11 protein-coding genes are annotated in these 13545 nt (G+C 61.7%); 9 read left to right on the forward strand and 2 right to left on the reverse strand.

The genetic code is table 11. The annotated features are described in order from the left end of the window. The 7 genes from VLA07_RS15275 (at position 1) to VLA07_RS15305 (ending at position 7430) form a co-directional block, all read left to right on the forward strand. Positions 1 to 645, forward strand: a complete 645-nt coding sequence (locus tag VLA07_RS15275) for an isochorismatase family cysteine hydrolase (protein WP_027611640.1) — start codon at positions 1 to 3, stop codon at positions 643 to 645. Further along, the gene (locus VLA07_RS15280) at positions 642 to 1973 is read left to right on the forward strand and encodes a glutamine synthetase (protein ID WP_333989596.1); all 1332 of its coding nucleotides are present in this window, start codon (positions 642 to 644) and stop codon (positions 1971 to 1973) included. Before VLA07_RS15275 ends, VLA07_RS15280 begins: the two co-directional genes overlap by 4 nt. Continuing rightward, on the forward strand, positions 1957 to 2709 hold the full coding sequence (locus VLA07_RS15285; protein ID WP_097088806.1) for an N-formylglutamate amidohydrolase: 753 nt from the start codon (positions 1957 to 1959) through the stop codon (positions 2707 to 2709). Before VLA07_RS15280 ends, VLA07_RS15285 begins: the two co-directional genes overlap by 17 nt. Positions 2710 to 2794: 85 nt before the next feature. Then, complete coding sequence (locus VLA07_RS15290) at positions 2795 to 4144, forward strand: APC family permease (RefSeq protein ID WP_183780776.1); 1350 nt, start codon at positions 2795 to 2797, stop codon at positions 4142 to 4144. Positions 4145 to 4262: 118 nt separating this feature from the next. Beyond that, the gene (locus tag VLA07_RS15295) at positions 4263 to 5279 is read left to right on the forward strand and encodes an arginine N-succinyltransferase (RefSeq protein WP_333989597.1); all 1017 of its coding nucleotides are present in this window, start codon (positions 4263 to 4265) and stop codon (positions 5277 to 5279) included. Positions 5280 to 5340: 61 nt separating this feature from the next. Continuing rightward, positions 5341 to 6375: an arginine N-succinyltransferase gene (astA, locus tag VLA07_RS15300; RefSeq protein WP_098964544.1), complete on the forward strand. Its 1035-nt coding sequence runs from the start codon at positions 5341 to 5343 to the stop codon at positions 6373 to 6375. A gap of 185 nt (positions 6376 to 6560) precedes the next feature. Beyond that, on the forward strand, positions 6561 to 7430 hold the full coding sequence (locus VLA07_RS15305; RefSeq protein ID WP_007968750.1) for an isocitrate lyase/PEP mutase family protein: 870 nt from the start codon (positions 6561 to 6563) through the stop codon (positions 7428 to 7430). A 963-nt stretch (positions 7431 to 8393) separates the two neighbouring features. On the opposite strand, the gene VLA07_RS15310 is transcribed toward VLA07_RS15305, so the two are convergent. Then, positions 8394 to 9629, reverse strand: coding sequence for a M20/M25/M40 family metallo-hydrolase (locus tag VLA07_RS15310; RefSeq protein ID WP_333989598.1), 1236 nt, complete (start codon positions 9627 to 9629; stop codon positions 8394 to 8396). 128 nt (positions 9630 to 9757) lie between these two features. Next, positions 9758 to 10831, reverse strand: a complete 1074-nt coding sequence (locus VLA07_RS15315) for a diguanylate cyclase (protein WP_333989599.1) — start codon at positions 10829 to 10831, stop codon at positions 9758 to 9760. A gap of 190 nt (positions 10832 to 11021) precedes the next feature. On the opposite strand from VLA07_RS15315, the gene VLA07_RS15320 reads away from it, so the two are divergent. Together VLA07_RS15320 and VLA07_RS15325 are read left to right on the forward strand one after the other, a co-directional pair. After that, a complete protein-coding gene (locus VLA07_RS15320) occupies positions 11022 to 12473 on the forward strand; it encodes a flavin-containing monooxygenase (RefSeq protein WP_333989600.1) in 1452 nt (483 codons plus the stop codon). A 21-nt stretch (positions 12474 to 12494) separates the two neighbouring features. Beyond that, positions 12495 to 13421 (forward strand): alpha/beta fold hydrolase, encoded by a 927-nt coding sequence (locus tag VLA07_RS15325; RefSeq protein ID WP_333989601.1) that lies wholly within the window; start codon positions 12495 to 12497, stop codon positions 13419 to 13421. Positions 13422 to 13545 lie beyond the last annotated feature (124 nt).

The raw sequence follows: 13545 nt of genomic DNA on the forward strand, positions 1-13545 counted from the left end.
ATGTTCAGTCTTCCCCACCGCTCGCCGCGGGATTTGCCGTTCGTCACCGGTCACACCGCTCTGTTGCTGGTGGACATGCAGCGTGCCTGGCTCGAACCGCAGTTCGACCCGCATCTGAACGGCCCGGACGCCGAGTATTTCCTGACCCGCGCGCACATGCAGGTGGTGCCCAACCAGCGCCGCTTGCTCAGTGCCTTTCGCGAAGCGCGGCAGAATGTGCTACACACGATTATCGAAAGCTTGACCGCCGACGGTCGCGACCGCTCGCTGGATCACAAACTGTCCGACATGCACTTGCCCAAGGGCAGCACCCAGGCGCGGATCATCGACGACCTGACCCCGGTGGAAAACGAAATCGTGTTGCCGAAAACCTCGTCCGGGGTGTTCAACTCGACCAACATCGATTACGTCCTGCGCAACCTCGAAACCCGCCACCTGATCATTGCCGGCATCGTCACCGACCAGTGCGTCGACATGGCCGTGCGCGATGCCGCCGACCGTGGCTATCTGGTGACGCTGGTCGAAGACGCCTGCGCCACCTACACCCCGGCGCGGCATGACGCCTGCCTGAACGCGATCAAGGGTTACTGCTGGATCACTGACACACAAACCGTGCTCGGCCGCTTGCAGGAGATGCGTCCATGAGCGAGCGCCTGACGCCGTTGCCGATGACCACCATCGTCACCACCGACCTGATCGGCATCACCCGTGGCCGCTCGTTTCCCACCGATCAGCTGGAACGTTATCAAGCGGCCGGGTGCGGCTGGGTGCCGGCCAACAGCGCACTGACGCCTCAGGACATCATCGCCTCGACCAACCCATGGGGCGCCTATGGTGATTTGCGGCTGATTCCCGATTTGAGCAGCCGCGTGACGGTCGGTAATGGCCCGGACGCCGCAGCACCGGCGCTGGACTTCATCCATGGCGACATCCGCGAGACCGATGGCCGGCCGTGGAGCGCTTGCCCGCGCACGTTGTTGCGCGATGAAATCGAGCGCTATCGCGACGACCTCGGTTTGCAGGTCAACGCAGCGTTCGAACACGAATTCAACCTGCATGCCGGTTTTGCCGAGCATCTGGCGTTTTCCCTCGAAGCCCAGCGTCAGGGTGCCGAGTTCGGCGGCTGGCTGCTCAGCGCGCTGCGCGCGGGTGGCGTTGAGCCGGAAATGTTCCTGCCCGAATACGGCAAGCACCAATACGAAATCACCTGCCGGCCGACCCTCGGCGTGGCGGCGGCGGATCGTGCGGTCAACGTGCGCGAGATCACCCGCGAAATCGCCCGACAAATGGGCGTCGACGTCAGTTTCGCGCCGAAAACCAAGGCTGACGCGGTGTGCAACGGCGTGCACCTGCACATCAGCCTGCTCGACCTGCAAGGTCTGCCACTGCTCTACGACGCCGGCACCAGCAACGGTCTGTCGACCCTCGGCCAGCATTGGGCCGCAGGGATCCTGCATTACCTGCCGGCGCTGTGTGCGTTCACCGCGCCGACACCGGTGTCGTACGAGCGTTTGCAGCCACACCACTGGAGCGCGTCCTATGCGTGTCTGGGGCAGCAGAACCGTGAAGCGGCGCTGCGCATTTGTCCGACCGTGAGCCTGGGCGGCAAATCCGTGGCGGCGCAGTACAACCTGGAATTCCGCGCCATGGACGCCACCGCCTCGCCGCATCTGGCAATGGCCGCGCTGCTGATTGCCGGCCGGCTGGGCATCGAACAGCGTCTGGCGCTGAACGCGATCACCGATGAAATTCCCGATTCACTCAACGACGAGCAACGCAAGGCCCGGGGCATTGTGGCCCTGCCCGCCTCGCTGGCCCAGGCGCTGGATTGCCTGCGTGACAGTGCAGCCTTCAATCAATGGCTGCCCAAGCCGTTGCTCGACACGTACCACGCCCTTAAAACCGAGGAACTGGCGCTGACGGAACAGCTCTCGCCCGCTGACCTGTGTGAGCACTATGCACGCCTGTACTGAATCCGCCGAGCTGGGGTTGTACACCCGCCCGGTCTACAACCTGAGCCGCGAAGATTCATCGCATCCGTTGATCCTCGTGTGCGAGCACGCCAGCCGCTACATCCCCGAGGCCCTGAACAATCTGGGCCTGGACGATGCAGCCGCGCGCGAGCACATCGCCTGGGACATCGGCGCATTGCAACTGGCCGAAAAGCTCTCGGAGACACTCGGCGCGACACTGTTGAGCGCCAACTATTCACGGCTGCTGATCGACCTCAATCGGCCCCGGCATGCGCCCGACAGCATTCCGGCGCAGAGCGAGATTTATCAGGTGCCCGGTAACCGAGAGCTGGACGAAGCCACTCGCGAATACCGGCGCCAAACGCTGTTCAAACCGTTTCACGCGCGGCTGCAAACCCTGATCGACCAACGCGTCGCGCAGGGTCAAGCGGTACGGGTGGTGGGGATTCACAGTTTTACTCCGGTGTATTACGGCCAGCCGCGCCCACTGGAAGTCGGCGTGCTGTTCGGTCAGGCCGGCGCCTATGCGCAACGGGTGATCGATGGCCTCGGCCAGCACCCGCTGAACGTCGCGGGCAACCAGCCGTACCGGGTTGATCCGCTGGGCGACATGACCGTGCCAGTGCACGGCGATGCCCGGGGGCTGGAGTCGGTGCTGATCGAGGTGCGCAACGATCTGCTGCGCAGCCCGGAAGCGGTTTCGCTGTGGGCCGAGCGCCTGGCACCGCTGCTGTAAAGAATGCTGCAAGACTGCTGACGCTGTAACGATGGATCGACATAACAACTAAAACGCTGGATAGGCTGACAAGGAGTTGCGCTTCATGGAAATAGAAGAGTTCGGCTACAAACAGGAGTTGAAACGTAGCCTGACACTGACCGACCTGGTGGTGTACGGGATGATCTTCATGATCCCCATCGCCCCCTTCGGCGTGTATGGCTACGTGAATGCCGAGGCGCCCGGAATGGTGCCGCTGGCCTACATCATCGGCATGGTCGCGATGCTGTTCACCGCGCTGAGCTACGGCAGCATGGCCAAGGCGTTTCCGATCGCAGGCTCGGTGTATTCCTACGCACAACGCGGCCTCAATCAACACGTCGGTTTCATCGCCGGCTGGCTGATGCTGCTCGACTACCTGCTGATTCCACCGCTGCTGTACGTCTACGCGGCGATGGCCCTGAACCATCTGTACCCGGACATTCCGAAAGTCGGCTTCATTCTGGCGTTTCTGGTCAGTGCAACCTTCGTCAACCTGCGCGGCATCACCTTCACCGCACGGATGAACATCATCTTCCTGCTGGCACAGCTGGTGGTGCTGGGGATTTTCCTGTTCTACGCCTGGAACGCTCTGCACAACGGCGGCGGCAACGGCGAGCTGACCCTCGCGCCGCTGTATCACCCGGAAACGTTCAATTTCGCCCTGCTAATGCAAGCGGTGTCGATTGCCGTGCTGTCATTCCTCGGCTTCGATGCGATCTCGACCCTCGCCGAAGAAATCAAGGGCGATCCCGGCCGCAGCGTCGGCCGCGCAGCGCTGATCACTCTGGTGGTGATGGGCGTGATTTTCGTCGTACAGACCTGGATCGCCACCGATCTGGCTGCTGGCATGGGTTTCAAGTCCGCCGACACCGCATTCTATGAAATCGCCGAAATCGCCGCTGGCAGCTGGCTGGCCACCCTGACCGGTGTCGCCACGGCGCTGGCCTGGGGCGTCGCGGTGGCGATCACCTCGCAAGCGGCAGTGTCGCGCCTGCTGTTCGGCATGGCCCGCGATGGCAAGTTGCCAAAAGTCCTGGCCAAGGTGCACCCGAAGCACAACACCCCGTACCTGAGCATTTATCTGGTGGCGGTGCTGTCGCTGGTGATTTGCTACCTGTTCATCAATTCGGTCGACACCCTGACTTCGCTGGTCAACTTCGGTGCCCTCAGCGGTTTCATGCTGCTGCACCTGACAGTGATCAACTACTACTGGCGTCGGCAGAAGTCCGGTCAGGTCGTACGCCATCTGATCTGTCCGGTGATCGGCTTCATCATCGTCGCCGCCATCATGTACAACATGGGCGTCGATGCGCAGAAACTCGGCCTGATCTGGATTGCGCTGGGTCTGGTGTACCTGTTCTTCCTGAACAAGCTCGGCGCCAGCACAGCGCTGCCTGACCCGAGCAATGGCTGACAAGAAAAAGAGCGGCGTCTGACATCAAATCAGGCGACCGCCGCTTTAAAGCGTGGCAACCGACAGTGATAGTCAGGTTCGGTGGGATCACCGGACCCTTTGATACAGGAGTGCATCCATGCTGGTCTTACGCCCAGTCGAGACAACCGACCTGCCGCAATTGCAGCAGCTGGCCCGCGACAGCCTGGTCGGCGTCACGTCGCTGCCTGACGACAGCGAACGCCTGCGCGAAAAAATCGCCGGCTCCTGTGCCTCGTTCGACAACGACATTCAGGCGCAAGGCCCGGAGAACTACTTCTTCGTGCTGGAAGACCTCGACACTCAACGGCTGGTCGGTTGCTCGGAGATCCTCGCCACGGCCGGTTTCAACGAACCGTTCTACAGCTTGCGCAATCGCCACTTTACCAGTGCTTCGCGGGAACTGAACATCGAGCACGGGGTGCCGGCGTTGTCACTGTGTCACGACCTCAGCGGACACACGCTATTGCGCGGTTTTCACATCGACAACGCGCTGGTGCGCAGCGCCTTTTCCGAATTGCTGTCGCGGGCACGGCTGCTGTTCATCGCCGCTCACGCACAACGCTTTGCCGATGCGGTGATCACCGAGATCGTCGGCTATAGCGATGAGAACGGTCATTCGCCGTTCTGGGACGCACTGGGCAAACACTTCTTCGACCTGCCCTACGTCGAGGCCGAACGCCTGTGCGGCCTGCAAAGCCGCACGTTTCTCGCCGAACTGATGCCGCAATACCCGATTTACGTACCGATGCTGCCTCCGGCAGCACAGGAATGCATCGGCCGGATTCACCCGGACGGTCAGGAAGCCTTCGACATCCTCGAACGCGAAGGCTTTGAAACCAACAGCTACATCGATCTGTTCGACGCCGGTCCGACCCTGTATGCGCGCACCGCGAACATCCGATCGATCGCCCGTAGCCAGACCGCCAGCGTGCGCGAGCAGGCGCAGATCGACGCCCGTGGCCGTTACCTGTTGAGCAACGACGCGCTGCACGGTTTCCGGGCCATCGTCGCCGAACTGGATTACCAGCCCGATCAACCGCTGTCGCTGACGCCGGCCCTGTGCGCGGCGCTGAAGGTCACCGATGGCTGCACGATCAGGCTGACCGCCCTGTGAACCGCGCCCGGTTGCATACCCAACGACAGTGCCCGAACCGGCGCGTACAAGGAGTTACCGCATGATCGTCCGTCCGGTCAAAGTCAGCGACCTGCCAGCACTGATGACTCTGGTGCAACAGGCCGGCCCGGGGTTCACCACCCTCCCGGCCAATGAGGATCGCCTCGCCCACCGGGTGCGTTGGGCCCAGCGCGCGTTTTCCGGACAAGTGGAACGGGCCGACGCCGATTATCTGTTCGTGCTTGAAGATGACGACCTGCGGGTGGTCGGCGTCAGCGCCCTGACCGGCGCGGTAGGCCTGCGCGAGCCGTGGTACAACTACCGAGTCGGCCTGACCGTGAGTTCGGCACCGGATCTGGGAATTTCGCGGCAGATCCCCACACTGTTTCTCAATAACGAGCTGACCGGCCAGTCGGAACTGTGTTCTCTGTTCCTTCAGCATGAGCAACGCCATGGCAACAATGGCCGGCTGCTGTCGCTCGGGCGGCTGCTGTTCGTGGCCGAATTTCCGCAACTGTTTGGCGAGAGGATGATCGCCGAACTGCGCGGCAGTGCCGATGAACTCGGCTGCTCGCCGTTCTGGGACAGTCTGGGCCGGCACTTCTTCCAGATGGACTTCAGCCATGCCGACCACTTGTCGGGTCTAGGCAACAAGTCGTTCATCGCCGAACTGATGCCGCGCCAGCCGTTGTACACCTGCATGCTTACCGAACAGGCACAGGCGGCCATCGGCCAGGCGCATCCCAATACCGAGCCCGCGCTGAAGATCCTGCGCGAAGAAGGATTTGTGCATAAGGGCTACATCGACATCTTCGACGGTGGCCCGGTGATCGAAGCACCGATCGGCAACATTCGTACCGTGCGCGACAGCCTGGCGCTGACCCTGAGTCTCGGCACGCCGGACGATCAGGCACCGTTGTGGCTGATCCACAACCGGCGCCTGGAGAACTGCCGCATCACCGTGGCCCCCGGTCGTCTGGTCGGCAATACCCTGGTGGTCGATCGCCTCACCGCAAAGCGCCTGCAACTGCAACCGGGCAATTCGGTGCGCGCCGTGCTGCTGCCCAGGCAACAGCAACAAGCGGTAGCGGCCTGATCTGCGGTTTAGCCAGTGAAAATCCGCTGACTGCCGATGAAACCTTTCAGCCGCTGGATCCCTCATCAACGCCTCACTCGCAAATTCGTCATGAACCTTGACCCATTCGCGTGATAGCCTTTTCATTCTTCGGCGTTGACACCTTTGCTCAAGCCGTTCCATTCCTTTGTATTGGTGGAACTCGTATGACCAGGCTTTCCCATCAAGATTTGCGCCGTAACTTCCGTCAATTGCTGGCTTCCGACACCTGCTACCACACCGCCTCGGTGTTCGACCCGATGTCCGCGCGCATTGCCGCAGACCTGGGTTTTGAAGTGGGGATCCTCGGCGGCTCCGTGGCCTCGCTGCAGGTGCTGGGCGCCCCCGACTTTGCCCTGATCACCCTCAGCGAATTCGCCGAACAGGCCACCCGCATCGGCCGCGTTGCCCAGTTGCCAGTGATCGCCGACGCCGACCACGGTTACGGCAACGCCCTCAACGTGATGCGCACCATCGTCGAACTGGAACGCGCCGGCGTCGCCGCCCTGACCATCGAAGATACTCTGCTGCCGGCGCAATTCGGCCGTAAGTCCACCGACCTGATCTCGGTCGCCGAAGGCGTCGGCAAGATCCGCGCGGCGCTGGAAGCCCGGGTTGATTCGGAAATGGCAATCATCGCCCGCACCAATGCCGGGATTCTGCCGAATCAGGAAATCATCAGCCGCACCAAGCAGTATCAGGCCGCCGGTGCCGACGGCATCTGCATGGTCGGGGTGCAGGACTTCGATCAGCTCGAGCAAATCGCCGAACACCTGACGGTCCCGCTGATGCTGGTGACCTACGGCAACCCGGCGCTGCGCGACGACAAGCGCCTGGCCGAACTCGGGGTGCGCGTGACCATCGACGGCCACGGCGCCTACTTCGCCGCGATCAAGGCGACCTACGACAGCCTGCGCGAACAACGCCAGATCTTCACCCAGGCCTCGGACCTGAGCGCCACCGAACTGACGCACACCTACACCCAGCCTGAGGATTACATTCTGTGGGCGAAGGAATACATGAGCGTCAAGGAATAAGCTTCCGTCAGGTCTGGCCCCTTCGCGAGCAAGCCCGCTCCCACAATGGATCTTTCAGTGAACACAGCATGGGGGTTGAACACAGATCCCATGTAGGAGTGAGCCTGCTCGCGATGACGTCGGCACATTCAACACCCCTCTAGCCTGACCCGCCGCCTTCGCGAGCAAGCCCGCTCCCACAGTGGATCTTTCAGTGAACACCGCTTTGGTGTTGAACACAGATCCCATGTAGGAGTGAGCCTGCTCGCGATGACGTCGGCACATTCAACACCCCTCTAGCCTGACCCGCCGCCTTCGCGAGCAAGCCCGCTCCCACAGTGGATCTTTCAGTGAACACCGCTTTGGTGTTGAACACAGATCCCATGTAGGAGTGAGCCTGCTCGCGATGACGTCGGCACATTCAACACCCCTCTAGCCTGACCCGCCGCCTTCGCGAGCAAGCCCGCTCCCACAGTGGATCTTTCAGTGAACACCGCTTTGGTGTTGAACACAGATCCCATGTAGGAGTGAGCCTGCTCGCGATGACGTCGGCACATTCAACACCCCTCTAGCCTGACCCGCCGCCTTCGCGAGCAAGCCCGCTCCCACAGTGGATCTTTCAGTGAACACCGCTTTGGTGTTGAACACAGATCCCATGTAGGAGTGAGCCTGCTCGCGATGACGTCGGCACATTCAACACCCCTCTAGCCTGACCCGCCGCCTTCGCGAGCAAGCCCGCTCCCACAGTGGATCTTTCAGTGAACACCGCTTTGGTGTTGAACACAGATCCCATGTAGGAGTGAGCCTGCTCGCGATGACGTCGGCACATTCAACACCCCTCTAGCCTGACCCGCCGCCTTCGCGAGCAAGCCCGCTCCCACAGTGGATCTTCAGTGAACACAGCATTGGTGTTCGGCACAGGTCCATTGTGGGAGCGGGCTTGCTCGCGAAGGCGTCAGTTGCAGCACCGCCAATCCGAGGGAGTCAGCGCTTGGCCAACTCCATGATCATCCGCGACAACAGATAAATCCGCGGCGCCACGCTCGCCACTTCGGCGTATTCCTCAGGCGTATGAATATTGCCGCCGACAATCCCGAAACCGTCCAGCGTCGGTGTGCCCACGCCGGCGGACAGGCTGGCATCCGCCGCGCCACCACTGCCCTCTTCGGTCAGCTTGCGGCCGATCTCGCCGTAAATCCCTTGCGCCATGGCCATCAAGCGATCCGACTCTGCCGTCTGCGGCATCGGTGGCAGTCCGCGTTTGAGGCTGGTGGTGACTTCGGTTTCAGCGATCAGCTTGTCCTGCGACACTCGCGCCAGGTCTTTCTCGATCCGGTCGAACTCTTCCGGCACCGCCGCACGCACGTCAGCCTTGGCGGTGGCGTGATCCGGGATCACGTTGGTGCGATCACCGGCCTGGAGCACGGTGAAGTTGATCGTGGTTTTCTTCGCTTCGTCGCCGAGTTTGCCCAGTTGCAGAATCTGGTGCGCCGCTTCCATCGCCGCGTTCCGCCCCAGTTCCGGCGCGACCCCGGCATGCGCCGCCTTACCCTTGACCTCGACCAGCGCGGTCGCGCTGCCTTTGCGCCACACCACTAGACCATCGGCCGGACGCCCCGGTTCGAGGTTGAGGGTCACGTCGTGAGTCTTGGCGGTTTTTTTGATCAGGTCGGTGGCGACGTCGGAGCCGGTTTCCTCGCTGGCGTCGAGCAGAAAGGTGATTTGCGCGTAGTCCTTGAAGTCGAGGTTCTTCAGAATTTTCAGCGCGTAGATCCCGGCGACGATGCCGCCCTTGTCGTCCATCACCCCGGGCCCGTAGGCGCGGCCGTCCTTGATGTGGAACGGGCGCTCGGCCGCGGAGCCTTCCTTGAACACCGTGTCCATGTGCGCCATCAAGAGGATTTTTGCCTTGCCGGTGCCCTTGAAGGTCGCCAGCACATGATTGGATTTTTCCGGGGTATTGGGCACCAGTTCGATGGTGGCGCCGAGCTTCTTCAGCTCATCGATGGCGATCTCGCTGACTTGTTTCAGGCCCGGTTCATAACCGGAACCGGAGTCGATGTTGACCAGCCGTTCCAGCAGTTTCAGGGCTTCGGGCTGATACTGCTCGGCATCCGCCAGCACTTGCTTGTGCGGTTCGGCGAAGGCGCTGGCGGAGCTGAGGACGAGGGACAGGCCGAGGCTGGCGGCCAGCAGCGAGCGGGAAAATGAGAACGTCATGAATCGATCCTTGTTTCGCGTCGGGGGGGGGATTGAACCGTACCTGACATCGGCGCAAGGCTCTACACCGGATGCGACATCTCTGCGGCCGACACCGAACACCTGTAGGAGGAAATTGTGCTGGGCAGTCAGACCGAATCGAGCAGTTCCTGCTTCGGCAGATCATCACTGTTGCAGATCACCCGATTGCGCCCGGTCGCCTTGGCCTCGTACAGCGCCTGATCCGCATCATTGAGCCAACGGGTCGCGTCGCCATGCGCCGGATCGTAAGCCGCCAGACCAATGCTCAGACTGACCTTGAGCGCCGGGTTCTGCTCGTAACCCAGGGTGGCGAAACGCTCGCGCAAGGCTTCCATGGCCTGCGCGGCATTGAACAGCGGCAGGTCAGGCAGGATCACGCAAAACTCGTCGCCGCCATAGCGCCCGGCGACGTCCGCAGCGCGCAGGTTCTGCTTGAGCATTTTGCTCAACTGGCGCAGCACGATGTCACCCGCCACATGCCCGTAGGTGTCGTTGATCGCCTTGAAGTGATCGATGTCGATCAACGCGATCGCTGCGCCCTGCTGCTGCCGGCGGCAACGTTGAAAGGCGATTTCCAGTTGATCCTTCCACGCGCCGTGATTGAGCAGTCCGGTGAGGCTGTCGGTGCGACTCAGGGCCAGTAGCTCACGCTTGTGCAGGCCCAGCGTGTAGGCCTGGCGAAAGCAGATCCAGCCCAGCGCCAGCGGGTACAGCATCAGCAACGGCAGGCAGGCATAAAGCTGCAGAGGCGAGGTTTGCGGGATGAACGCCGGGACGAAAACCACCAGGCCGACGCCGATACCGAGGATCTGCGCCGCCAGGCCTGCGGCGAGAAAACGTAATCCGCCGATGGCGACGTTATTCATCGCCATCATCGAAATGGTGGTGGCACTGGGCAGTGGATTGAAGTGCATGGCGGCGACCCAGAAGCCGCCCATAAAGGCATCAACCAACAGATTGCGGTGTTCCGCATGGTAAGGAACGCTGGCACGACGGGCCCATTGAAACGCCAGGTGCGGCCAGAGCAGGCCATTGAACAGCATCAACGCCCAGACCCACAGCGGCGGGTCTAGCGGGTACATCGCCGCGCTCACGCACAACAGCCCCAGCACCAGCCCGAGGGTTCGCGATGTATAAAGCCTCCTGGCCAATGAAAGTCCCTTTCCCCCCTTGTTTCGCATAAGGGCCTCGACCACTCAACGGAACCTGCGAACACCGTCAGACGGATGTGCTGGAAGTCTAACAGGCAGCCGTTAAATAGCCATCACCGGCCAGCCGCTGAATACCGCGCCATCGCCGTCGCGCACAGGGCAAATTTTTAGCTATACCTGAAAGGACGAAAACGGAAAAACGACTATAAGAAGGAGGCCCATGCAGACCTACCGAGTGTTGATCATCGGCAGCGGATTTGGCGGCCAATGCGCGGCGGTCAACTTGCTCAAGGCCGGAATCGACGATTTTCGCTTGCTGGAAAGAAGGGACTTTTTCGGCGGCACCTGGTGCCAGAACACCTACCCCGGCGCGGCGGTGGATGTGCCGTCGCCGCTGTACTCGTTGTCGTTTGCGCCATTTCCCTGGACGCAGATGTTCGCCGCCCAGGCCGAATTGCATCGCTATACCGAACACGTCATCGAGCGCTTCGGCCTGCGCGAGCGCGTGGCGCTGCAAACCAACGTCGAACGCATCGAATGGGACGACGCCGAACAGCGCTGGGCGTTGCATACCAGCAAGGGGATTTTTTACGCGCAGTTCGTGATCAACGCCTCAGGGCCGTTGAGCCAACCGGTGATCCCGCCCTTCCCCGGCCAGGATCGCTTTGAAGGCAAGACTTTTCATACCAACAATTGGGATCACAGCTACGACTACCGCGGTAAACGCGTGGCCATCGTCGGCAGCGGCGCCAGTGCCGCCCAGGTGATTCCGGCGATTGCCGCCGAAGTCGAGCAATTGCACGTGTTCCAGCGCACGCCACATTGGGTGCTGCCGCGCGCCGATCGCAGGTTCGGGCCTTTCCAGCGCTGGTTGCTGGGGGTGAAACCGGCCTACAAGCTGCTGCGCTGGTTGCTCTACTGGCAATTCGAAACCCGGGTGATCGCCTTCAAATACTCGAAACCCGCGATTCACCTGGTTCAGCGTCAGGCCCTGCGTTTTCTCAAGCAACAGGTGCCGGACCCGGTATTGCGCGCAAAACTCACCCCGGACTTCACCATCGGCTGCAAGCGCATTCTGCTGTCCAGCACCTATTACCCGGCGCTGACCCGGCCCAATGTCACGTTGCACAGCCGCGAACAAGGCATCGCCGCGCTCGATGAAACCGGGATCACCACCACCGACGGCCAGCACATCGATGTCGATCTGATCGTCTGGTCGACAGGCTACGACGCCACCGACGGCGTGGTCTCCTACCCGGTGACCGGCAAGCACGGCGTGCAGCTCAAGGACGTCTGGGCGCAGTACCCGCGCGCCTACCTGGGCACCAGCCTGCCGGACTTTCCCAACCTGTTTATCGTCACCGGCCCGAACACCGGCATCGGCCATACCTCGGCGCTGTTCATCATCGAAGCGCAGATGAATTACATCCTCGACTGCATCCACACCCTGCAGTCAAAAGGACTGCGCAGCATCGAAGTGCGCCCCGCAGCGGAACGTACCTACACTGCAATGATCCACCGTGAGATGGAACGCACGGTGTGGAAGTCCGGCGGCTGTCACAGTTGGTATCAGAGCAAGAGCGGTCATGTGATCGCGATATTTCCGGGCTTCAGTTTCAGCTACTACCGGTTGACCCGGACGCTGAAACCGGCTGACCACATTCTGTCCTGAACACGTAAAAGGAAGACGTCGATGCTTGTGCTGTTTGTCGCTCTCGCGGTTTTCGTGGCCTGGAGCTGGTTGAGTTATCCAGCAATCGGCCATTGGTTGTACGACCTGAGCACGGCGCTCGAGGCCAAGTTGTACAAGTTGCACAAAATCGAGGTGCCGATTGCCGAAATGACCGTCTCGACCTGGCAGGGTGGTCCCTATGAAGCAGCCAGCGCGATCCTGATGCTGCACGGCTACAGCGCCGAGAAGAATCTGTGGCTGCGCTTCGCCAGGCATTTTGTCCGCCAGTACCGGGTGATCATTCCGGACATCGCCGGTCATGGGGAAACCGGGTTCAAGGCCGGTGGCGGCTACGACATTGCGCTGCAGGCCAAGCGCATGATCCAGCTGCTGGACGTGTGCGGCGTGGAGAAAGTCCACGTGATCGGCAACTCGATGGGTGGCTACATCGCGGCATGGCTGGCAGCAACTTACCCGGAGCGGATCGCCTCGGTGGCGCTGATCGACCCGGCCGGTGTCACTGCACCGCAGGCCAGCGACATGGAGCGCCACCTCGCCCGTGGGCATAACCCGTTCCTGATCAATTCCCGGGAAGAGTTCCGCCAGTTTTACGCGATGACCATGGCCTCGCCACCGTGGGTGCCCGGGCTGGTACTGGACGCCATCGCCCAGCGATACCAACGCCAGCGTGATGAACTGGAAGAGATCTTCCGCGACTTTCGCGCCAGCCCACCCATGGAGCCGAAACTGGCCGAGATCAAATGCCCGGCGCTGCTGCTGTGGGGGCGCAAGGACCGCTTGATCGACGTCAGCAGCGTGCCGGTGTGGAGCAAGGGCATCGCCAATCTGCGGGTCGAAGTGTGGGACGGTGTCGGACACATGCCGATGGTTGAACAACCGGGGAACACCGCACGGTTGTATCGGGAGTTTCTGGGAAACCAGCGATGAAACCCACCGCTGGCACTGTGGCGAGGGAGCTTGCTCCCGCTGGGGCGCGAAGCGGCCCTGCTCCAGCGCATGCGACTAGCCTGCCCCGCCACAGTATCGATCTCAGGTCTGCTGCGCAGCCCGG

The sequence above is a fragment of the Pseudomonas sp. S3(2024) genome (genome assembly GCF_036861315.1).
Classification (GTDB): Bacteria; Pseudomonadota; Gammaproteobacteria; order Pseudomonadales; family Pseudomonadaceae; genus Aquipseudomonas; species Aquipseudomonas putida_A.